General features: G+C 71.5%; 18 protein-coding genes. 10 read left to right on the forward strand and 8 right to left on the reverse strand.

Features of this window, described 5'->3' with window-relative positions; all coding sequences use genetic code 11:
* Nucleotides 1-185 precede the first annotated feature (185 nt).
* Complete coding sequence (gene rpmB, locus ACZ4TR_RS42955; RefSeq protein WP_003091970.1) at nucleotides 186-377, reverse strand: 50S ribosomal protein L28; 192 nt, start codon at nucleotides 375-377, stop codon at nucleotides 186-188.
* Between the two features lie 143 nt (nucleotides 378-520).
* Here rpmB and ACZ4TR_RS42960 point away from each other — a divergent pair, with 143 nt between their 5' ends.
* Genes ACZ4TR_RS42960 through ACZ4TR_RS42970 form a run of 3 tightly spaced genes read left to right on the forward strand, consistent with a single transcriptional unit; the run spans nucleotide 521 to nucleotide 4,719 of the window.
* Complete coding sequence (locus tag ACZ4TR_RS42960; protein WP_465294043.1) at nucleotides 521-2,095, forward strand: DAK2 domain-containing protein; 1,575 nt, start codon at nucleotides 521-523, stop codon at nucleotides 2,093-2,095.
* A gap of 3 nt (nucleotides 2,096-2,098) precedes the next feature.
* On the forward strand, nucleotides 2,099-4,252 hold the full coding sequence (gene recG, locus ACZ4TR_RS42965; protein ID WP_465294045.1) for an ATP-dependent DNA helicase RecG: 2,154 nt from the start codon (nucleotides 2,099-2,101) through the stop codon (nucleotides 4,250-4,252).
* Entirely contained in the window at nucleotides 4,249-4,719 is a 471-nt protein-coding gene (locus ACZ4TR_RS42970) for a GNAT family N-acetyltransferase (RefSeq protein WP_465294047.1), read from the forward strand. Before recG ends, ACZ4TR_RS42970 begins: the two co-directional genes overlap by 4 nt.
* On the opposite strand, the gene ACZ4TR_RS42975 is transcribed toward ACZ4TR_RS42970, so the two are convergent.
* Entirely contained in the window at nucleotides 4,679-5,314 is a 636-nt protein-coding gene (locus ACZ4TR_RS42975; protein WP_465294049.1) for a TetR/AcrR family transcriptional regulator, read from the reverse strand. The genes ACZ4TR_RS42970 and ACZ4TR_RS42975 overlap by 41 nt on opposite strands.
* Nucleotides 5,315-5,345: 31 nt before the next feature.
* Here ACZ4TR_RS42975 and ACZ4TR_RS42980 point away from each other — a divergent pair, with 31 nt between their 5' ends.
* From ACZ4TR_RS42980 to ACZ4TR_RS43000, 5 genes are all read left to right on the forward strand, one after another.
* Nucleotides 5,346-6,485: an erythromycin esterase family protein gene (locus tag ACZ4TR_RS42980; RefSeq protein WP_465294051.1), complete on the forward strand. Its 1,140-nt coding sequence runs from the start codon at nucleotides 5,346-5,348 to the stop codon at nucleotides 6,483-6,485.
* 53 nt (nucleotides 6,486-6,538) lie between these two features.
* Nucleotides 6,539-8,890 (forward strand): caspase family protein, encoded by a 2,352-nt coding sequence (locus ACZ4TR_RS42985; RefSeq protein ID WP_465294053.1) that lies wholly within the window; start codon nucleotides 6,539-6,541, stop codon nucleotides 8,888-8,890.
* A 37-nt stretch (nucleotides 8,891-8,927) separates the two neighbouring features.
* Nucleotides 8,928-9,830 (forward strand): S8 family peptidase, encoded by a 903-nt coding sequence (locus ACZ4TR_RS42990; RefSeq protein ID WP_465294055.1) that lies wholly within the window; start codon nucleotides 8,928-8,930, stop codon nucleotides 9,828-9,830.
* A 133-nt stretch (nucleotides 9,831-9,963) separates the two neighbouring features.
* Nucleotides 9,964-13,341 carry a pyruvate carboxylase gene (locus ACZ4TR_RS42995; RefSeq protein WP_465294057.1) on the forward strand — a complete coding sequence of 1,126 codons (3,378 nt, stop codon included), beginning with the start codon at nucleotides 9,964-9,966 and terminating at the stop codon, nucleotides 13,339-13,341.
* Between the two features lie 118 nt (nucleotides 13,342-13,459).
* Nucleotides 13,460-14,248 carry an arginase family protein gene (locus tag ACZ4TR_RS43000; RefSeq protein WP_465294059.1) on the forward strand — a complete coding sequence of 263 codons (789 nt, stop codon included), beginning with the start codon at nucleotides 13,460-13,462 and terminating at the stop codon, nucleotides 14,246-14,248.
* Between the two features lie 61 nt (nucleotides 14,249-14,309).
* Here ACZ4TR_RS43000 and ACZ4TR_RS43005 read toward each other — a convergent pair whose 3' ends face one another.
* Both ACZ4TR_RS43005 and ACZ4TR_RS43010 read right to left on the reverse strand, forming a co-directional pair.
* A complete protein-coding gene (locus ACZ4TR_RS43005; RefSeq protein WP_465294061.1) occupies nucleotides 14,310-14,684 on the reverse strand; it encodes a GntR family transcriptional regulator in 375 nt (124 codons plus the stop codon).
* On the reverse strand, nucleotides 14,681-15,376 hold the full coding sequence (locus tag ACZ4TR_RS43010; RefSeq protein WP_465294063.1) for a hypothetical protein: 696 nt from the start codon (nucleotides 15,374-15,376) through the stop codon (nucleotides 14,681-14,683). The genes ACZ4TR_RS43005 and ACZ4TR_RS43010 overlap by 4 nt, the downstream gene beginning before the upstream one ends.
* A 284-nt stretch (nucleotides 15,377-15,660) precedes the next feature.
* On the opposite strand from ACZ4TR_RS43010, the gene ACZ4TR_RS43015 reads away from it, so the two are divergent.
* Nucleotides 15,661-16,941: a PucR family transcriptional regulator gene (locus ACZ4TR_RS43015; protein WP_465294065.1), complete on the forward strand. Its 1,281-nt coding sequence runs from the start codon at nucleotides 15,661-15,663 to the stop codon at nucleotides 16,939-16,941.
* A gap of 70 nt (nucleotides 16,942-17,011) precedes the next feature.
* On the opposite strand, the gene ACZ4TR_RS43020 is transcribed toward ACZ4TR_RS43015, so the two are convergent.
* Together ACZ4TR_RS43020 and ACZ4TR_RS43025 are read right to left on the reverse strand one after the other, a co-directional pair.
* A complete protein-coding gene (locus ACZ4TR_RS43020; RefSeq protein ID WP_465294067.1) occupies nucleotides 17,012-18,427 on the reverse strand; it encodes a DUF6801 domain-containing protein in 1,416 nt (471 codons plus the stop codon).
* A 73-nt stretch (nucleotides 18,428-18,500) separates the two neighbouring features.
* Nucleotides 18,501-19,139 carry a DUF6801 domain-containing protein gene (locus ACZ4TR_RS43025; RefSeq protein WP_364522888.1) on the reverse strand — a complete coding sequence of 213 codons (639 nt, stop codon included), beginning with the start codon at nucleotides 19,137-19,139 and terminating at the stop codon, nucleotides 18,501-18,503.
* Between the two features lie 441 nt (nucleotides 19,140-19,580).
* On the opposite strand from ACZ4TR_RS43025, the gene ACZ4TR_RS43030 reads away from it, so the two are divergent.
* Nucleotides 19,581-20,453 carry an RCC1 domain-containing protein gene (locus ACZ4TR_RS43030; RefSeq protein ID WP_465294069.1) on the forward strand — a complete coding sequence of 291 codons (873 nt, stop codon included), beginning with the start codon at nucleotides 19,581-19,583 and terminating at the stop codon, nucleotides 20,451-20,453.
* 41 nt (nucleotides 20,454-20,494) lie between these two features.
* Here the strand turns inward: ACZ4TR_RS43030 and ACZ4TR_RS43035 are convergent, their stop codons facing one another.
* Together ACZ4TR_RS43035 and ACZ4TR_RS43040 are read right to left on the reverse strand one after the other, a co-directional pair.
* Entirely contained in the window at nucleotides 20,495-21,139 is a 645-nt protein-coding gene (locus ACZ4TR_RS43035; RefSeq protein WP_465294071.1) for a hypothetical protein, read from the reverse strand.
* Between the two features lie 78 nt (nucleotides 21,140-21,217).
* Nucleotides 21,218-22,009: a hypothetical protein gene (locus ACZ4TR_RS43040; RefSeq protein ID WP_465294073.1), complete on the reverse strand. Its 792-nt coding sequence runs from the start codon at nucleotides 22,007-22,009 to the stop codon at nucleotides 21,218-21,220.
* Between the last annotated feature and the right edge of the window lie 13 nt (nucleotides 22,010-22,022).

A 22,022-nucleotide genomic window follows, 5' to 3' on the forward strand; every position in this document is an offset into this window, starting at 1 on the left:
GAGACCCCAAAGCACCCCACTGGGGGGTTGGGTGGGGGGAACCCACCCCCCGCCACATTGGGTGCGTCTGACGCAACCAACGCCACATTGGGGCGCCGGCGACCTGACCACAGCGGGAGCCGGGGTGGGCGCGAAAAAATGGCGGGTGCTCCGAGGAGCACCCGCCATTTCGAACTCTTCTCGCCTCAGCCGCGAACGACCTTGCCCGCCTTGATGCACGAGGTGCACACGTTCAGGCGCTTGCGCTGGGACACACCCACCTTGGCGTGCACGGTCTGGATGTTCGGGTTCCACCGGCGGTTGGTACGGCGGTGGGAGTGCGAGACCGACTTGCCGAAGCCGGGTCCCTTGCCACAGACGTCGCACACGGCAGCCACGTCGAACTCCTTTGGATCTGGGTCATAGCTGAGACATAAAACCGAGCCCAGATGCACTGGGCAACTCGACCATAGTAACTACTGGCTTCGCGAGGTCCCGCACCGGGTCGATACGCTGCCCCGGACCGGTCAGGAGGTTACGGGTGCGGGTGCTGGACACGGCGATGGTGTCGGCCTGGGCGACGGGCTGTGTGCACAGCCTGGCGAGCCTGCGCCCGGCCATCGACGAGATCAACGTCTACCCCGTCGCGGACTCCGACACCGGCTCCAACATGCTCTTCACGATGACCGGCGCGGCGAAGGAACTCGAAGCCGCGCAACCGAAGGACGCCGCCGAAGCGCTGAAGATCCTCGCGCGCGGCGCCGTCGCTTCGGCCAAGGGCAACTCCGGGGTGATCCTCTCGCAGGTCGTGCGCGGGCTGGCCGACCGTGCCGAAGGCGACCTCGACGGCGGGTGGCTGGCCAGGGCACTCGGGCACGCCGACGAGGTCGCCACCGGCGCCGTCAGCCGCCCGGTCGCCGGGACCATCCTCACCGTCCTGCACGCCGTCGCCCTCGCCGTGCGCGACGACACCCGCTCCCTGGCCGAGGTCGCCCAGGAGGCCGCGAAGGAAGCCGCGCACGCCCTCGAGAAGACGCCCCTGCAGCTGCCCGCGCTGGCCAAGGCCGGGGTCGTCGACGCCGGCGCCCGCGGGCTGGTCGCCGTGCTCGACGCCCTGGTCGGCGTGCTCACCGGCACCGCGCTCGAGCGGGAGCACGCCCTGGAAGTCCCCACCGCCGAAGAGCAGGCCTTCGCTTGGGAGGTCATGTACCTGCTCGACGGCGTCGACGAGCAGAGCCTGCCGACCCTGCGCAAGGAGCTGAGCGGCCTCGGCGACAGCGTCACCGTGGCCGGCGACGGCTCGGGCAGCCACGCCGTGCACGTCCACTGCGCCGACATCGGCGCCGCCATCGAGGCCGGGCTCGCGCTCGGCCGCCCGCGCAAGATCCGCGTCGAGCCGCTGCTCACACCCACGCCGATCGAGCCGGGCGGCGGGATCGACCGCACGGTCGTCGCCGTCGTGCACGGCGGCGAGCTGGCCGAGCTGCTGCGTGCCGAGAGCATCCCGGTGCTGGCCGTGCCCGAGGGCGGAACCCCGAGCGTCCAGGACGTGATCAGCCTGCTCAACGAAGCCGCCGGGCGGCACGTGACCGTGCTGCCGGGCAGCGTCGCGCTCACCGCGGCCGTCGACGCCGCGGCCGGGCACGCGATGGCCGCCGACCGGGACGTCGTGGTCATCCCGTGCGTCTCGCCGGTGCAGGTCTTGGCCGCCCTCGCCGTGCACGACGCCGGGCGCCGCACGAACGACGACGTCGTCGCGATGGCCGAGGCGGCCGCCGCGACCAGGCGTGGCGAACTGCGGATCGCGCGCGAGGAGTCGCTAACCTGGGTGGGCCGGGCCCAGTCCGGCGACGTGGTCGGCCTGGTCGACGACGAGGTGGTGCTGATCGAGCCGGCACCGGCGTCGGAGACGAACCTGGTGGCGGCCGCGATGAAGGTGCTGAACCGGATGCTGGCGCTCGGCGGTGAGCTGGTGACGGTGCTGAGCGGGGTCGCCGCCCCGCCCGGCGTCGCCGAGGAGCTCGCCGAGCAGGTGCGGCTGGAGCACCCGGAGGTGGAGCTGACCAGCTACGCCAGTGGCCAGGCGGAGGCCGTGCTGCTGATGGGAGTCGAATAGCCGATGGCCGGACTGCGCGACAAGCTGCCGCTGCTGCTGGGCGCCAAGACGGCGAAGGCGCTCGCCACGGCGTTGGACATCGAGACGGTCAGCGACCTGCTGCGCCACTACCCGCGCCGCTACGCCGAGCGCGGCGAGCTCACCGACATCGCGGGCCTCGAGCTCGGCGAGCACGCCACCGTGCTGGCGCGCGTCGAAAAGGTGAGCAAGCGGCGGATGAAGTCCCGCAACGGGACCATCCTCGACATGGTGATCACCGACGGGAAGCGCCGGCTCACCTGTGCCTTCTTCAACCAGGCCTGGCGCGAGAAGGACCTCGTCCCGGGCAAGACCGGCCTGTTCGCCGGCAAGGTGTCCGCCTTCCGCGACACCCTGCAGCTGACCAACCCCGAGTACGAGCTGTTCGAGGCCGACCGCGAGGCCGAGGCGATGGACGACTTCCTCGCCGCGATCATCCCGGTGTACCCGGCGGCGCAGGGCATGCCGACGTGGTCGATCGCGAAGTGCGTGCGCCAGGTGCTCGACGTCCTCGAAGTCGACGACGACCCGATGCCGGCGGAGCTGCGGCGGCTGCATCGCCTCTCCGACCTCGACACCGCGCTGCACGGCATCCACCGCCCGGACAACTGGGCGCACCTGGAGGCGTCGAAGAAACGCCTCAAGTGGGACGAGGCCATGGCCGTCCAGCTGATCTTCGCGCAGCGGCGCCACTCGGCCATCTCGCGGCCGGCGAAGGCGAACCCGCACGTCAGCGGCGGTCTGATGGACGCCTTCGACAAGCGGCTGCCGTTCGACCTGACCGCGGGCCAGCGGGGGATCGGCGAGGAGATCGCCACCGACCTCGCCTCCGAGCACCCGATGAACCGGCTGCTGCAGGGCGAGGTCGGCTCGGGCAAGACGATCGTCGCGCTGCGGGCGATGCTGCAGGTCGTCGACAACGGGCGGCAGGCCGCCATGCTCGCGCCGACCGAGGTCCTCGCCGCGCAGCACGCGCGCTCGCTGCGGGAGATGCTCGGCGACCTCGGCCAGGCGGGTGAGCTGGGGGCGGCGGAGAACGCCACCCGCGTCACGCTGCTCACCGGGTCGATGGGCGCGAAGGAGCGCAAGAAGGCGCTGCTGGAGATCGTCAGCGGCGAAGCGGGCATCGTCGTCGGCACGCACGCGCTGATCCAGGACCACGTCGAGTTCGCCGACCTCGGCCTCGCCGTCGTCGACGAGCAGCACCGGTTCGGTGTCGAGCAGCGGGACGCGCTGCGCACCCGCGGCGCCGGCGACACGAGCCCGCACGTCCTCGTCATGACCGCGACGCCGATCCCGCGCACGGTCGCGATGACCGTGTACGGCGACCTCGAGGTGTCCGCGCTGCGCGAGATGCCGGTCGGGCGCTCGCCGATCTCCACCACGGTCGTGCCGGTCGCCGAAAAGCCGGCCTGGTTCGACCGGATCTGGCAACGGGTCCGCGAAGAGGTCGGCAAGGGCCACCAGGCCTACGTCGTGTGCCCGCGGATCGGCGACGAGCCGCCGTCGGACAAGAGCGACAAGCGGCCGCCGCTCGCGGTCCTCGACGTCGCGCCCGACCTGGAGCACGGCGCGTTGCAGGGGCTGAAGATCGGCGTGCTGCACGGCCGGATGCCGGCCGACGAGAAGGACGCCGTGATGCGCGCGTTCTCCGCGGCGCAGCTCGACGTCCTCGTGGCCACCACGGTGATCGAGGTCGGCGTCAACGTCCCGAACGCGACCGCGATGGTGATCATGGACGCCGACCGGTTCGGCGTCAGCCAGCTGCACCAGCTGCGCGGCCGCGTCGGCCGGGGGAGCAACCCGGGCGTCTGCCTGCTGGTCACCGAGGCCCTCGACGGCACCGCGACGCGCGAGCGGCTGGCGGCGGTCGAGTCGACGACCGACGGCTTCGAGCTGTCGCGCCTCGACCTGGAGCTGCGCCGCGAGGGCGACATCCTCGGCGCCGCGCAGTCCGGGAAGCGGTCCGGGCTCAAGCTGCTGTCGCTGCTGCGGGACGAGGACGTGATCGCCGCGTCGCGGGCGAGCGCGCAGGAGATCGTGGAGAAGGACCCGGATCTGACGAAGTACTCCGGCCTGGCGCAGATGGTCGCCGACGTCGTCGACGTCGACCGTGCGGAGTACCTGGAGAAGAGTTGACCATCCGCGCCGCCACGGTGGCCGACGCGACCGCGATCGGCGAGGTCCACGTGCGGTCGTGGCAGGCGGCGTACGCGGGGTTGATCCCGGCGGACTTCCTCGCCCGGCTCTCGGCGGAGTCGCGCGCCGCGTCGTGGGCCCGGCGCATCGGCGACGGGGGCCCGGTGCTGGTCGCCGAGGAGGACGGCGTCATCGCCGGGTTCGCCGCGTACGGAGACGCTCGGCTCTACGCGCTGTACCTGCTGCCCGGGTACTGGGGGCGGGGCCTCGGCCGGGCGCTGCACGACCGGGTCGTCGAAGAGATGTCCGGGGACAGCGCCGTCCTGTGGGTGCTGTCGACGAACGAGCGCGCGAAGGCCTTCTACGTCCGGCAGGGGTGGGTGGACGACGGTGCCACCCAGACCGAGACGATCGACGAGGGGCGCGTCACGCTGGAGGAGCGGCGCTTCCGTCTGCGTTTGCGGTGAACACTCCCGCTTTCGCGGCGGCCGCGGCGGCTTTCGCGGCGAGATCGGCGTCCCGCGGCGTCACGCCTTCGCGGGAAACGAACAGGCGGTAGAAGATCGGCCCGCACGCCACCCGCACGACTTCGACGGTGTCCGTGCCCGGCGGGACTTCGCCGCGTTCGACGGCCCGGTCGACCACCACTGCCGAGCGGGCGTGCCGGTCCACGTAGAACTCCTGCAGCGCGTCCGCCGCGCGAGAGGAGAGGAAGGCCGCCGAGATCGACGCCGTCGGGAGCTCGCGTTCGCCCGGCGAGGTGAAGTAGTGCACCAGCTCGAGGTTGATGCCGCGCAGGTCGCCTTCCAGGGAACCGGTGTCCGGGGCCGTCCACTCCTGCTCGGTCCCCAGCAGCAGGGCCGCCGCGACCAGGCCTTCGGCGGACTCCCACCGGCGGTACAGCGTCGTCTTGTGCACGCCGGAGCGTTCGGCGACCGCCTCGACCGTCAGCTCGGCGTAGCCGCGTTCGCCGAGCAGCTCGAGGGTGGCGTTCAACGCGGCGAGGCGGGTCCGCTCGGTGCGTCCGCCCGGCCGCCGCGTGCCGGAAATCTCGGTTGCCAACTGCTACTCCTGTTGCGTTAGTGTGCCCAGTATGCCAGGAACCGTCGCCATCACCGAGATCGCCGACCTGATCGGCGACGCCGAGGTCGTCGCCATCGGCGAGAACAACCATCACATCCGCGAGTTCGGGGTGCTGCGCGACCGCCTCCTCCGGCACCTGGTCTCCGAACGCGGGTTCACCGTCCTCGGCTTCGAAGGTGGGTTTCCCGAAGGGCACCTGGTCGACACCTGGCTGTCCGGCGGCCCGGGTGACGTCGCCGACATCGCGCGGGACGGCTTCACCTTCGGCCTCGGCGATTCGGCCGAAGTGCACTCGATGCTGACGTGGCTGCGCGGCCGCGGTGTCCGGTTCGCCGGGTTGGACCTGCCGAGTTCGGCGGGGTCGCCGGCGCCTTCCCTGCGGGCGGTCCGTGAGCACGTCCTGCGCGTGGACCCGGCCAATGTGTCCCTTGTGGACAACGCGTTGGCGGCTTGTGAGCCTTATGCGTCGGTCAGCAGTGCGGTCGCACCGGGTCTCCACGGGGCGATGAGTGCCGAAGCGCAGGACGCGGCGACGACCGCGTTGACCGTCCTCCGAGGACACGTGGAATCACTGGCGCACGTTTACGGCGAAGTCGCCGCGCACCACGCCGAGGGCGCGCTGCGGATCGACCTCTACCTGCGGGAGCTGGCCGCGTTGATGGCGGGCCGCGCGCCCGAACCGCAGAGTTCGTCGCGGGACACGTACATGGCGGCGACCGTGCGGCTGCTGCGCCGGCTCCACCCGGGCGAGAAGATCGTCCTGATGCTCCACAACGGACACCTCCAGCGCGTGCCGTTCTCGCCGATGCCCGGGATGACGGCGCCGTCGGCGGGGACCCACCTGGCCGCGGAGCTGGGCGAAAAGTACTTCGCGCTCGCGCTGACCGCCGTCTCGGGGACGACGACCGGCCTCGCGCCCGACCCGGACGGCCGGCTCGGGTTCCGGATGTTCGAGCAGGCCCTGGACGCGCCCGCGGAGGGCAGCGCCGAGGCGGCACTGGCCGAAGACGCGCCGTGCGTCGTCGCGCGGCCGGCCGCGTCGAGCATCCGGCACGCGCACACTTCTGTGCCGGTCGACGTGGCCGCGGCCTTCGACGCCGTCGTCTGCCTGAAAGGGCAGGAAACGATTTTCCGGGACGCCGCCGGTTAGGTCTGCCCGTTCGGCCGTTGCCGTGCCGGGGCCGAGGGGCGTTTCCTACCGGTATGGCCGGGCGAAGGCGAGCGCTGATCGTCGCCAACGGCGAGTACGACAACGCGGGGCTGCAGCGGCTGGGCTCGCCCGCGGCGGACGCGGACGCCCTCGTGGAGGTGCTGTCCGACCGGGCGATCAGCGACTTCGAGGTGCGGGTGGTCCGCAACGAGACCGCGCACGTCGTGCAGGCGGAGATCGAGGACCTCTGCGCCGAGGGCCGGCCCGACGACGTCCTCCTGATGCACTTTTCCTGCCACGGCCTGAAGGACGACTCGGGCGGGCTGTACTTCGCCGCGCGCAACACCCGGCCCGACCGGCTCCGGTCCACGGCGGTGCCCGCGCAGTTCGTGCAGCAGTGCCTCCGGCAGAGCCGCTCGCGCAGCGTCGTCCTGCTGCTGGACTGCTGCTACGGCGGGGCGTTCGGGCAGGGCGTGGCGGTGCGCGCGTCGGGCGACGCGAACGTGCTCGACAGTTTCCGCGGCGGTCGCGGCCGCGCGGTCATCACGGCGTCGAACTCGATCGAGTACGCCTTCGAGGGCGCCCGGCTGGCCGAGGGACAGCCCGCGCAGCCGTCGGTGTTCACGGCGGCGCTGGTGGAGGGGCTGCGCACGGGCGAGGCGGACCGCGACGAGGACGGCTGGATCGCGCTGGGGGAGCTGTACGAGTACCTGTTCGACCGCGTCCGCGAGCGCAACCCGAAGCAGACACCGAGCCGCGACATCGAGATGCAGGGCGAGCTGTACCTGGCGAAGAGCAGGCGCCGCCGGATCAAGCCGTCCCCGATCCCGGCCGACCTCGCGGGCGCGATCACGGCGGAGAACCCGTTCACGCGGCTGGGCGCGGTGGCGGAGCTGCGCCGCCGGTTGGCGAGCGACAACCTCGCGGTGGCGATGGGAGCGTTCGAGGCGCTGAAGTCCATGGCGGCGACGGACATCCAGCACGTCGCGGCGGCGGCTTCGGACGCGCTCGGGTTCGCGGTGGTGCGGGTGGACGTGCCGTCGGTGCGGTTGTCGGCGGCGTCGGGTTCGAGTGCTTCGGCTGCGCTGCGGGTGTCGGGCCCACCGGTGGCGCGGGAGGTGCGGTTCGAGGCGTCGCACGCGTGGATCGCGGTCACGCCGACGGCTTCGGGTGCCGAACTGTCGGTGACGGCCGGGGAGCCGGGCGTGCGGCAGGGGAAGGTCGTGGTGACCGGGCCGACCGGGGAGGCCGTGGTGGCGGTGGAGATCGAGGCGGTCCCGGCGCCGGAACCCGAGCCCGTGGTCGAGCCGGAGCCGGTAGCCGAGGCGGCACCGGAGACCATGGCGGAACCCGAGACCGGGCCGGAACCCGAGCCGCCGGAGCGCCCCAATGTGGCATTGGGTGCGTCAGACGCACCGAAGGCCACATTGGGTGCGTCAGACGCACCGAAGGCCACATTGGGTGCGTCTGACCCAGCTGCCGCCGCAGGGGACCGTGCCTCCGAACCCGTGGTGGCGGCCGATTCCGGCTCCGCACCTGAACCCGTCGTCGCGGAAGCGGAAGCCGAAGCGCGGCAACTCGTCAGCCCGGCCGAGCAGGCGGATCCCGTCGCCGGCACCGCCGGGATCCTCGCGATCGCCGGGGCGATGTTCGCGGTGATCGGGCTCGGCCTGAACTACCGCTACGACGAGTACACCCTCGGCCAATACCGGCCCGGCATGCCGTTCTACGCCATCGTGGTCGCGGGCTGCGCGCTGCTGGGCGGGGTCCTCGCCATGGCACCGCGGACGAGGCGGCGGACCGGTCCGGCCGTCCTGCTGGGCACCGGCTTCGCCGCGCTCTTCGGACTGCTGCGGTTCGTCGGCGAAGGGATCACCCTCGGTGCGAGCTCCTCGGACACCGAACTGAACGCGGGCTACGTCTTCGAGCTGATCGCCCACGCCGCGGTGGTGGTCGCGGCCCTGCTCGCGCTCGCGGCGCTGCGCCGCAGCCCGGGTCTCGCGTTCGGCGCCGGCCGCGTGCGGGGCTGGCAGCCCTGGGTGGCGGTAGCGCTCGCCGGAGTGGTCACGGAGGGTTGGATCACTCAGCTCAACGATCTGGACCATCTTGACCCGAGCGAAGCCGGCCGTGCCACGGCCTACTTCACGCTCGGCCCGCTCCTGGTCCTCCTGCTGGTGGTCGCCGTGGCGGCTCTGCGCCCGCCGGCGGTCGCGTGTGCCGTGCTGGGCGCCGGGACTGCGGGGCTTGCGGGGGTGCTGGGCCCGACGTATTCGACCCTCCGGGACAACACTTCGGTGATCCTCGCCGGCGAAATCACCGCGAGCGTGGGACTCGCGGGGCTCTTGGTGCTCACCGTCGTCTGGGGTGTCCGGCTCCGGAATCAGCCGAACGGGCGACAGTCCTGAGTTGTCGCCCCGCCTCCGCCGGGGTACGACGACGATCATGAGGATCCTGCTCGCCGCCGTGGCCATCGTGTTCGCCGGACAGACGCCGGCCGTCGCCGCCGGTGGGGTGCAGCCGGATCCGCCCAGCTGGGGGCTCGACCGGATCGACCAGCGCGCCGGGCTCGACCACGCCTACCACTACGGGAGCGACGCTTCCGGTGTCACGATCTACGTGATCGACAGCGGCGTCGACGCGAAGCACCCGGACTTCCAGGGCCGCGTCGCACCCGGGCGGGACTTCCTGAACGGCGGCTCCGACACGTCCGACACCAACGGTCACGGCACGCGCCTCGCCGGGATCGCCGCGGGCAAGGACTACGGCGTCGCCAAGGGCGCGCAGATCGTGCCGGTGCGGGTGCTCGACAAGGACGGCGGCGGCGCCACCGACCAGATCATCGCGGGCATCGACTGGGTCGCGCAGAACGCCCAGCAGCCGGCGGTCGCCGTCCTCGGCATCGGCGGCGTCCCGAACGACCAGCTCGACGCGGCGGTGAAGCGGCTGGCGGCGGTGGTCCCGATCGCGGTCCCGGCGGGCAGCGAGACGGCGGACGCGAGCGGGTTCTCCCCGGGCCGGGTGCCGGAGGCGCTGACGGTCGGAGCCACCGACGCCCAGGACCACCCCGACCCGAAGTCGAACTTCGGCCAGGACGTCGACCTGTACGCGCCGGGGGTGGCGGTCCCGACTCCGCTCGCCGGTGGCACGGGCGCGGGCCCCGAGTCGGGTACGTCGATGGCGGCGGCGTTCGCGGCGGGAGTGGCGGCGCTGTACCGCGCCCAGCACCCGGAAGCGGCGCCCGACCAGGTGGACCAAGCGCTTGTTCAGGCGGCGACGCCGGACGCGCTCAACGGGGTTCCCGACGGCACGGCCAACCGGCTGCTTTACGCGCCGCCGGGATCCTGAGAAGCTGCCCGGACGCGCTCCCGGCCAATCTTCCGCGGCGCATGATGTCCATCACCTGGTACTGAACTCCCGCAGAGCGGGAAGAACCGGGTAACGTGCGTTGACTTACCGATCCATACGGGAAGGACCGGGCATGTTCCGCAAGGTGCTGGTGGCCAACCGCGGCGAGATCGCCATCCGCGCGTTCCGCGCCGGCTTCGAACTGGGCGCGGGCACGGTCGCCGTGTTCCCCCACGAAGACCGCAACTCGCTGCACCGGCTGAAGGCCGACGAGGCGTACGAGATCGGCGAACCCGGTCACCCCGTGCGCGCCTACCTCTCGGTGGACGAGATCGTCAGCGCGGCGAAGAAGGCCGGGGCCGACGCCGTCTACCCCGGCTACGGCTTCCTCTCCGAGAACCCCGATCTCGCGCGCGCGTGCGAAGAAGCGGGCATCACCTTCGTCGGGCCGAGCGCCGACATCCTCGAGCTCACCGGCAACAAGGCACGTGCGGTCAAGGCCGCGCGGGAGGCCGGCGTGCCGGTGCTTGGGTCGTCCGAGCCGTCCAGTGACGTCGACGCGCTGGTCGCGGCGGCCGGCGACCTGGGCTTCCCCGTCTTCGTGAAGGCCGTCGCCGGCGGTGGCGGGCGCGGGATGCGCCGCGTCGAGGACCCCGCCCAGCTGCGCGAGTCCATCGAGGCCGCCGCCCGCGAGGCCGAGTCCGCCTTCGGTGACCCGACCGTCTTCCTCGAGAAGGCCGTCGTCGAGCCGCGGCACATCGAGGTGCAGATCCTCGCCGACGGCGCGGGCAACATCATCCACCTCTACGAGCGCGACTGCTCGGTGCAGCGGCGCCACCAGAAGGTCGTCGAGCTCGCCCCGGCGCCGAACCTCGACCCCGAGCTGCGCGACCGCATCTGCGCGGACGCGGTCAAGTTCGCGAAGCAGATCGGTTACCGCAACGCCGGCACCGTCGAGTTCCTGCTCGACAAGCAGGGCAACCACGTCTTCATCGAGATGAACCCGCGCATCCAGGTCGAGCACACGGTCACCGAGGAGGTCACCGATGTCGACCTCGTGCAGTCGCAGCTGCGGATCGCCTCCGGCGAGACCCTGGACGACCTGGGCCTGAGCCAGGACAAGATCTACCTGCGCGGCGCCGCGCTGCAGTGCCGCATCACCACCGAAGACCCGGCCAACGGCTTCCGCCCGGACACCGGGATGATCTCCGCCTACCGCTCCCCGGGCGGCTCGGGCATCCGGCTCGACGGCGGCACCGCCTTCTCCGGCACCGAGATCAGCGCCCACTTCGACTCGCTGCTGGTGAAGCTCACCTGCCGCGGGCGCGACTTCAAGACCGCCGTCGGCCGCGCACGCCGCGCCGTCGCCGAGTTCCGGATCCGCGGGGTCGCGACGAACATCCCGTTCCTGCAGGCGGTTCTCGACGACGAGGACTTCCGCGCCGGGCGCGTCACGACGTCGTTCATCGAGGAGCGCCCGCAGCTGCTCACCGCGCGGCAGTCCGCCGACCGCGGCACGCGCCTGCTGACCTACCTCGCCGACCAGACGGTCAACAAGCCGAACGGCGAGCGCCCGAAGACCCCGGACGCGACGCTGAAGCTGCCGAAGCTCCCGAAGGACGCCCAGCCGGCCCCGGGGTCGAAGCAGAAGCTCGTCGAGCTCGGCCCGGGCGGGTTCGCGGAGTGGCTGCGGAAGTCGCCGCACATCGGCGTCACGGACACGACGTTCCGCGACGCGCACCAGTCGCTGCTCGCCACCCGCGTCCGCACGAAGGACCTCCTCGCGGTCGCGCCGGTCGTCGCGAACACGCTGCCGCAGCTGCTGTCGCTGGAGTGCTGGGGCGGCGCGACCTACGACGTCGCGCTGCGGTTCCTCGCCGAGGACCCGTGGGAGCGGCTGGCCGCGCTGCGCGAAGCCGTGCCGAACATCTGCCTCCAGATGCTGCTGCGCGGGCGCAACACCGTCGGGTACACGCCTTATCCGACCGAGGTGACGCACGCGTTCGTCCAGGAGGCGACGAAGACCGGCATCGACATCTTCCGGATCTTCGACGCCCTCAACGACGTCGAGCAGATGCGCCCGGCCATCGAAGCCGTGCGCGAGACCGGCTCCGCCGTCGCGGAGGTGGCGCTCTGCTACACCTCGGACCTGTCGGACCCGGGCGAGAAGCTCTACACGCTCGACTACTACCTCAAGCTGGCCGAGCAGATCGTCGGCGCCGGGGCGCACGTCCTGGCGATCAAGGACATGGCCGGGCTGCTGCGCGCGCCCGCGGCGACCCGGCTGGTCACCGCGCTGCGCAAGGAGTTCGACCTGCCGGTGCACATCCACACCCACGACACCGCGGGCGGCCAGCTGGCCACCTACCTCGCGGCGATCAACGCGGGCGCGGACGCCGTCGACGGCGCGGTGTCGTCGATGGCGGGCACGACGTCGCAGCCGTCGCTGTCGTCGATCGTGGCGGCCACCGACCACTCCGACCGCACCACCGGGCTCGACCTCGACGCGGTCGGCGAGCTGGAGCCGTACTGGGAGAGCGTGCGCAAGATCTACGCGCCGTTCGAGGCCGGGCTGGCGTCGCCGACCGGGCGCGTCTACCACCACGAGATCCCCGGCGGGCAGCTGTCGAACCTGCGCACGCAGGCCATCGCGCTGGGCCTGGGCGACCGCTTCGAGGACATCGAGGCGATGTACGCGGCGGCCGACAAGATCCTCGGGCACCTGGTGAAGGTGACGCCGTCGTCGAAGGTCGTCGGCGACCTCGCGCTGCACCTGGTCGGCGCGGGCGTCTCCCCGGCCGACTTCGAGGCGGAGCCGAACAAGTTCGACATCCCCGACTCGGTGATCGGCTTCCTGCGCGGCGAGCTCGGCGACCCGCCGGGCGGCTGGCCGGAGCCGTTCCGCACGAAGGCCCTCGAGGGCCGCGCGGCGGCGAAGCCGGTCGCTGAACTGTCCGAAGAGGACCGGACGGCGCTTTCCGAGAACCCCCGCCGGACGCTCAACCGGCTGCTGTTCCCGGCGCCCACCAAGGAGTTCGAGACGCACCGCGAGGCGTACGGCGACACGTCCGTGCTGCCGAGCAAGGACTTCTTCTACGGGCTGCGGCCGGGGGAGGAGTACCAGGTCGACCTCGAGCCGGGCGTGCGGCTGCTCATCGAGCTGGAGGCGATCGGCGAGGCCGACGAACGCGGCGTGCGCACGGTGATGTCGACGCTCAACGGCCAGCTGCGGCCGATCCAGATCCGCGACCGGTCGATCGCGTCGGACATCCCGGCGACCGAGAAGGCGGAGAAGGGCAACCCGAAGCAGGTCGCGGCCCCGTTCGCCGGCGTCGTCACGCTGCAGGTGGCTGAGGGCGACACGGTCGAGGCCGGGGCCACGGTCGCGACGATCGAGGCCATGAAGATGGAGGCATCGATCACCGCGTCCGCCGGGGGCAAGGTCGGCCGGCTGGCGATCACGAACGTCCAGCAGGTCGAGGGCGGAGATCTTCTGCTCGTCCTGGAGTGACCGCTACTGTGCCGTTCGTTGGCAATCCGACCACAGCCACGGCCGAATCGGCCCGTAGCAACGGTTACGCGCCGTTCGCGGGTCGGCCTGCTCTTGGCCGGATTGCTAACATCGCCGGATGCTGATCAACGCGGTGCCGCAACGACAGGGCGCGGTGGGACCACGGGCGGCGGAGCTGCCGGACGGCTGCCTGGCGCTCGCGGAGCTGGCCGGGCACGTGCTCGGCCGGCCCGTGCACCACGTCCGGCAGACGCGGGAAGTGTCCGAGGTGGACCGTGGGATCGCTTCGCGCGCGGTGCTGACCGGCCCGAACCGCGCGGCTCAGCTGGCGGCACTGGAGGCCCCCGGTGGCCCGGTCCTGACGGTCGGCGGCGACTGCGGGGTCGAGCTGGTGCCGATCGGGGTGGCCCGCTTCCGGCACGGCCCGGGCCTGGGCGTCGTGTGGTTCGACGCGCACGCCGACCTGAACACGGCGGAGTCGTCCCCGTCGGGCGCGTTCCACGGCATGGTGCTGCGGTCGCTGTTCGGCGAGGGCGACCCGGAGTTCGCGGCCGCCCCGGCGCTGACTCCCGGGAACGTGGCCCTGGCCGGGACGCGCGTGTTCGACCCGGAGGAACGGGCGGCGGTCGTGCGCGGGCTGGCGGTCACGTCGGTGGATGCCTTGGTGGGCGTGGAGAAGCTGTACGTCCACGTGGATCTGGACGTGCTGGATCCCGCGGAGTTCGCGGGCCTCGACTACCCGGAGCCGGACGGCTGGCCGATCGAGCGGCTGGTGGCCGAGCTGGACGCCCTGGCCGGATACGAGGTCGTGGGCGCGGGGATCACCGAGTGCGTGGGCACGTCCCGCCAGGTCGAGGTGCTGGAACCGGTCCTGGCCGCGATCGGCCGCCTCCTCGACCACCGCTGAGCGGGTTTCCCGAAGTCCGTGAATGTCGCATTGAGGGACTTCAAGTCCCTCAATGCGACATTCACGGACCTTGGCCGGGCTCGTAGGCGGAGCGGACCGCGGTCACCGCCGCTTCCACGTCCGCGCCGAGGTCCTGGGCGCGGACGGCGAACTCGATCGCCGCGGTGAGGAGCAGCGCCGTCGGGTCCGGGCGGTTCGCGGGGGTCGTGACGACCGTGCCGCGCGCGCGGGCCGTCATCACCCAGCCCGCCGCCTCCAGTTCGCGGTACGCGCGGGCCACCGTTCCGGACGCCAGTCCCAGGTCCCGGGCCAGCTGGCGGATCGGCGGCAGGCGCGTCCCGTCCGGGAGCGCGCCCGCCGTCACCGCGCGGACGATCTGGTCGTGCACCTGCCGCCAGGGCGCCAGGCCGTTTTCGGTGTCGACGACGATCTTCACGCCGGGGCCGGCTGCCGTTTCACCGGTGCGGTCACCGCCAGGAACGCGGCCAGGCCGGCGACGACCGCCAGCAGCGACCCGAAGTTCCCGGCCGGCCAGCCGATCGCCGCGCAGGCGGCGATCCCCAGCCCGATCGCGACGCGCCCGCTGCGGCGGCGCAGGGCCAGGTCGGCCCGCGGCTCCCCGGCCGCCGGGCGGCGCACCGCCAGGGCCGTGATCACCCAGCAGACCGCCGTGGTGACGGCGGCCGCCGCCAGCAGCGTCCACTGCGCGGTCCACGCCAGGCGCACGATCGCGGCCGCCGACGCCAGGCCGCTCAGCACCAGCGCCCAGGCCGGGACGGTGTCGCGCAGTGTCCGCGGGGCCAGCACGGCTTCGCGGCGCGCGGTGCGAGACGGCCGCTGGGCCAGGAGTTCGGCGATCAAGCCGCCGACGAGCAGGGTCGTGATGATCGAGCCCGGCCCGGTGTCGTCGAGCACGGGCGGGATCGCCAGGTAGAGCCACGGGTACCAGAGCCGGCGCCGCTTGAGGTACCGGACGGCGAGCGCCACCTCGGCGGCGTCCGGCTCCGGCACGCCCCAGCGTTCGAGCAAGCGTTTCCCGTGCTTTTCGCCCGGCCAGAGCACGATCAGGATCGCCAGGCCGATCAACCCGGTGAAGAGCGCGACGGCGAGCACGTTGTCCCACGGCATGTCCGGACCTCCTCGCTTGTATCAACCATACGATACAAGCGTCCGGCGCGGCGTGCGCGCCGGTTCCGGGTTCGCCCGTTCGTACGTACAATCGTGAGCAGTCGGCGGGGTGGTTGTCAGCGTTCCGCAGTCCGACCTCGTGAACTTGTCACGAAGATGACAAGAAATCGGTTTCCCTTCGAAGGTGTGACACGTTCGGGACTAGTTTTTCGATGTGTCCGGTGTCACCCCGCGCCAGGCGGGGTGCGCGGGCCGGGGTCCCGGGGCGGAGCGAAGGAGCTGCGATGTCGGTGGAGCGCGGATTCGATCACGCTGCGCCGCCACCTGCCGCACTGCCTCGCAAGCTCGCCGACATCCTGCGGCCCGAGCTGGCCAGCCTCGCGGCCGAGATCGTCGACGAGATCCGCGCGACCATCCCGGCCTACGCGCGCCCGCTCGACGGTCCCTACGGCAAGTCGATCCGCGCCGGCGTCGAGTACGCGATCACGTTGTTCGTCGCGCAGATCGCCGACCCGACGGTGTCCAAGGAGCAGTCCCACGAGGTGCACCACCGGCTGGGGCAGAACGAAATGCGCGAAGGCCGCAGCCTCGACACGCTGCAGTCGGCGTACCGGGTCGGCGCGCGCGTGTCGTGGCGGCGGATCATGCGCGTCGGGCGCCGGAGCGGGCTTTCGTCGGCGGTGATGTCCCAGCTGGCCGACGCGATGCTGGCGTTCATGGACGAGCTCGCTTCGGTCGCGCTCGACGGCTACCTGGAGGCGAAGGCGCGCACGGCGGGCGCGCTCGACACGTGGCGCCGCAAGCTGCTGCACCTCATCCTCGAGACGCCGCCCGCGTCCCCGAAGGCGATCGCCGAGCTGGCCCAGCTGATCGGCTGGCCGGTGCCGACCGACGCGACACCGGTGGCGGTCTGCCCGGCCGACGGCGTCGCCCCGGCCCGCCGTCACGCCGGGCTGGACGCGGACATCCTCGCCGAGCTCGACACACCCGAGCCGAAGCTGGTGGTTCCGGGCGAGCTCAGCGGCGCCCGGCTGGCGACGCTGCAGGTGGCCCTGCCGGACTGCCGGCTCTCGATCGGCCCGTGCGTCCCGCTGGCGTCGGTCGCGGATTCCCTGCGGTGGGCCCGCAATGCCCTCCAGCTGGCCGAGCGCGGGGTGCTGATGCCGCGCCCGGTGCTGCGCGCCGAGGAGCACCTGGCGACGTTGCTGGTCAACTCCGACACGGGCCTGGTCGGCACGCTGCGGCACCGCCTGTTCGCGCCGCTGGCGGACATGACGGGCAAGCAGCAGGAGCGGTTGCTGGAGACGCTGCGGGCGTGGCTCGACAGTCAGGGCAACGTGGTGGAGATCGCGGAGCGGTTGGGTGTTCACCCTCAGACGGTCCGCTACCGCATGAGACAGCTCCAGGCCACGTTCGGCGACAGCCTTCGCGACCCGGCGTCGCGCTTCGAGATGGAGCTGGCCCTGCGCGCGGGCGCGGCACCGTTGCCGTTGCGGTACCCGGTGAGCGAGCTGCTGCCGGCTCAGCGGGCTGGGGTTTCGCGTCCGCAGTGGACGTCCAGCTAGGGCGGGCGCGCGCCTTTGCCCGGAAGACGTGAACTCCCGGACGTTCCGCGGTGAACGGCTGCCGCGTCCCTCACTTCGGGTGCTTGACCGCCGCCTTCTTCGCCGCTGCCGCCGCCTCGGGCGGGGGTCCGTCGGAGCCCGGCGGGCACTGGGTGTGGTCCGGTTCGGTGCACACGATGAGGTTGTAGGTGTCGACGAAGGCCTGGTTGCCCTCACCCGAGCTCATCCCGGACAGCAGCGGGTTCAGGTCCTGGCCGCCCGCGCCGCAGCCGGTGAACGCGGGGAGCTTGAAGCCCGTCTTCTCGTCGGTCCGGATGTGGCCCACGCCGAACGCTTCGTACGGGCCGTTCAGCGTGAGGGTCATTCTTTCCTTCGTCACGCAGTCGGGGCCGAGGTCGAGCGGGACGCCGTTGACCTTCGCGTTGCTCAACCGCGCCATCACCTGCAGCGTCGTGTCCAGGAAGGTGGCCCCGGTGTCCGGGTCCGTCGTGATCTTGCCGGCGATCTCGATGACCTTGCTGTTCCGGTAGTCGACGGGCAGGAACTCGACGGTCGCGGTCACCGGCACGAACCCGAAGCCCAGGAACGAGGTTGTCGCCGGGTTGAAGGTCGTCGACCCGGTGACCCGGGAGTCGTTGGTGATGAGGTTGAGGATGAACAACCCGTTGAACAGGAACGCGGGATCGGCCGCGACGGTCGCGCCGAGCTTCTTGACCGTCGACTTCGTCAGGATCGTGACCAGGCTCAGCGGCACCGCGAACTCGTCTTCGGTCGGCGGATCACCCGGGCCGGGCTCGGCGGCGGCCGCCACCTGCTGCTTCTGCTTCGTGCCCGGCACCGTCTTCGGCAGGACCAGGATCTTGCCCAGCGTCGTCTGCTGCTCGGGGTCGAGGGTGCACGCGACCTGCGGGGCCGGCTGCGTTACCGCGGTGTCCGGCGGCGGCACGGCTTCGAGGGCCAGCGTCGGCGCGGTGACGTCGAACGTGACGGCGCCGACGGTGTTCAGTGCGATCTCCGGCACGGTGCCGGTGGCCGTCAGCGTGACGTCACCGGTCTCCGGCAGCGGCGTGGCCGGGACGGTCAGGTCGATCGGCACCTGGTCCGCGCGGTCGCCCTGGTGCACGGCCAGGGCGAGGTGCACGCCGCCGCGCAGCGACCCGGTGGTGGTGCCTTCCGGAAGGAACGAGAGCGCGATGTCGCGGGGGAGCGTGAGTTTCGCCGAAAACGCGCCGATCTTGGCCGACGTCCCGGTCTTCGCCTGCGAGGGCAGCGTCGCCGCCGTCTCGGCCGTGAGCTTCCGCGCGCCGAGCGGGTCCGCGAACGGGCAGGTCACCGAAACCGACGCCGTGGCCTTCGCGTCCGGCGGGACCGCGGGCGCGGGGGCGGCCGAGCCGACCCCCGTCAGCGCGCCGTTCACCGCGGAGAGCAGGCCGACGGCCGCCAGCGCGGAGATCGTGAGGGTGCGGGGCCGGACTCGAAGTGGCATCGGTTTCCCTGGGTGCGTGCGGAAGCGGCGGGGTGGTCCCGGTGCGGGCGGGCGCCCGCACCGGGAAACCCGGTCAGGAAACGGTGATGCTCGGGCTGAACGCGGTGTTCTGCGCCGGGCTGGTCACCTTGAGGGTGCAGTTCATCGTCCACGGCGACCAGGTGTTCGTCGACTTCTTGTGGAACTCCAGGTTCGCCGACAGCCCGCTCGTCAGCGACAGGGTGGCACTGCCCGCGGCGGCCGGCGCGGTCCAGTTCGGGATGCTGGACCCCGCGTCCTGCGAGATGACCACCGTGATCGGCCCGCCGGTCGGGTAGATCACCTCCGGGATGTCCAGCCCGGAGGCCGACGGCTGCGACAGCGTGCCCGCCGACGCCGTGACCGGCACCGTCGCCTTGCCCCGGATGCCGTCGTAGCCGACCGCGGTCAGCAGCGAGTGGACGGTCGCGCTGATCGTCGCGCTACCGCCGACGTTGGTGGGCGTGACGGTGGTGCCGGCCGGGACGACGTCCGGCGCGTCCAGGTGCGCGCCGATGGCGACCGGCTGCGGCGAGATGCCGGGGAAGGTGCAGTTGTAGGTGATGCCCGCCGTGCCCCCGGCGGTGTAGGTGGTGGTGGCCGCGGCCGCGGTACCCGCGGTCAGCACCGCGATGGCGCCGATGGCGGTCGCAGTGGTGGCGAAACCGGCGGACAGCCTGCTGAGTCGGGACATACCTGTCATCTCCTTTGATTCAGTTCAGTCTCGGCTTTGGCTGATCGATTGCTCGCCGCCGTGAGCCCCCATCGCGTTCACCGTCCCCATTGCCCCGGGCGGCGGGTCGCGATTCATCGGCGTGCGAGGTGGAGGTCCATCTGCCGGAATCGAGGCTACTCGCCAGTTCAGTAAGGAACAAGACTTCGCCCCGGCGTGGGTGAGGCGGTGCGAGGCAGTATCGGTTTCTTGTGCGCGGCAGCGAAGGTGCACGACCGGATTTGGCGTATTTTGACAAAGAACGGCCGCCGCGCCGAAGCACTGTTCGGCACGGTCTACCATTTGTGATCTTGCCGGAGCAATCCCCGATAACGAAACCGGAGAAATGAGGCTACCGTGCCGGGTACTTCCCGTTGTGGACGGGTATCACTGAAGGGCGCCGCATTCGCGGTGACGGCGGCGATGGCCGCCTCGGTGTTCGCGCAGCCGGCGTCCGCGGCCACCGTCGGCGGCGTGATCGCCTGGGGCAAGCCGGACTACGACGTCACGATCCCGCCGCCGGGCGCGCTTTCCGGCGTCACCGCCGTGTCGGCGGGGAGCACCACCGCGCTCGCGCTGAAGGGCGGCGCGGTCCTCGCGTGGGGCGCGAACAACTGGGGCGCCAACGAGATCCCCTCCGCGGCGACGTCCGGGGTCAGCCAGATCGCGTCGGGCTGGGGGCACGAGCTGGCCCTCAAGAACGGCAAGGTCCTGGCCTGGGGGAACAACTGGTACGGCCAGACCACGCTGCCCGCGTCGGTGTCCAGTGGCGTGCTCGCGATCTCGACGTCCAACATGCACAGCCTGGCACTCAAGCAGGGCGGGCTGGTGGTGAGCTGGGGGACGCGGACCGACGTGCCGGCGGCCGCCCAGTCCGGCGTGACCGCGATCTCCGCGGGCGGCGACCACAACCTGGCGCTCAAGAACGGCGGCGTGCTGGCCTGGGGGAGCAACACCTACGGGCAGACGACGGTGCCGGCCGGGCTTTCTTCCGGTGTCACGGCGGTGTCCGCCGGGTTCAACCACAGCCTGGCGCTGAAGAACGGCCAGGTCTACGCCTGGGGCCGCGACAACTTCCACCAGATCGAGGTGCCGCCGGAGGCGCTGTCCGACGTCGCGGGCATCGACGCCGGGTTCAACCACAACATCGCCGTCAAAACCGACGGCTCGGTGGTGACCTGGGGTTCGAACTTCGTCGGAGAGTCCTACTTCCCGTGGTGCGGACCGGTGTACGCGATCTCGGCCGGGGACAACGACAGCTTCGCGCTGAAGGAAGATCCGGCCGCTCCCTGCTGACGCCGGCGGGTGGCGGGCCGCGGCCCGCCACCCGTGGTCACTCAGGTGGCGTCGCTGGCCAGGTCGAGCGAAATGGTGTTGCCCGGCCCCGAAACGAGGGCGCCGAGGGCGATGTCGGCGACGAAGCAGTTGCTGAACTCGGGGATCGTGTACGTGCCGGTCACCGTGATGGCCGGCGCGGTGATGTCGATGTCCTGTGCGGACAGCGTCAGGTCGAGCGGGGTCTTCGTCTTGCAGCTGCCCGGCACGGTCGGCAGCGGGAAGATCGGGATGATCGGCCCGGCCCAGATGTCGTAGATCTCCATGTTGGCCTTGGCCTTGGTGACGAGGTTGCCGTCGGAGATCGTGCCGGTGGCCGGGCCGAGCGGGGTCACCTTGACCTTGGCCTTGATCCGGAAGACGCCCGAGAGCAGGGAGATGTCGGCCTGGGAAGGCGGCAGCGCCAGGTCCGCGCTGAGCCCGACCGAGCCGGTCTGGTCGTCGATCAGCAGGTTGCCCTTGAGCGAGCCGGGGCCGAGTTTCATGGCGCTGCCGGTCTTCTTCACCGTGGTGCTGCCGGTCACCTTGTAGGACACGGGGATCGGGATGACGTCGGCCGAGGCCGGGGTCACCACGACCCCGGTCAGCACGACGGCCGCCGCCGACGTGAGCACGGCCATTCTCCTCAGCTGCGTTGCCACGGACATGGTTGTCCTCCTTTTGCGTTTCCCGAGCGTTTCCGGGTGCTCCCGGAAACGGTGAAGTACTCGTTGTGCAGCTTGCTTTCAGCGGGGTTCCAGTGCGGTGACGACCCAGCCGTCACCCGTGCGTTCCGCGGTCACGGAAAGCTGCGCCGCGGCGCTGTCGATCGCATTGTTGTCAGCTCGGACGGCTGATTGATCGAGAAAGACGAGTAACCGCGCGTGACCATTCCGGAGTTCTTGCACGGCGATCGCGGAAACGCGCGAAGTGAGCACGAGTTTCTGCTCGGGTGCCTTCTGCCGGACCTGGGCGAAGAGCTTGTCGTAGGAATCCTTCGCGGATCCCCGCAGCACGGCGGCGGCGGCTTTTTCGGTGACGTCGGTCTTGTCGTAGGAATAGGAGAAGATCCGGTTCATCGCGAGGGTGACGGCCGAGGTGACATCGGCGGTGGCGCCGACATCGGTGAGCGCCAGGTTCGCGGCGGCGGGGTTGCCGACCGCTGAGCGGGCTTCGAGGGTGAACCAGAGGCCGGTTCCGGTGAGGACCAGGGCGGCGGCCAGGAGGAGGGCCGGCAGGCGGAGCCAGGCGGGGCGTGGCTTGGCGGGTTCAGGCTGTGCTTCGGCTTCGGCCGGGTCGCTGTCGGCGGCCTCGGGCGGTTCGGCTTCGGTCGCCTGGTCGGCTCCGGCTTCGCCTTCGGTGGCTTTGGCCGGCTCGGCCTCGGTCGCGCGGCTCTCCGGCGAGCCGGCGAACTCGCCCGACGGTTCGCTGGACTCGGTGGACTCGATGGACTCGGTCTCGGCGATCGCGGCCGGCTCGGCGGTTGCCTGAGGCTCGGCTCCGGGAATGTGGCCGGGCTCGGTTGCGGGTGAGCTCACCTCGGACCTGTTC

This window comes from Amycolatopsis sp. NPDC028719 (genome assembly GCF_055565395.1).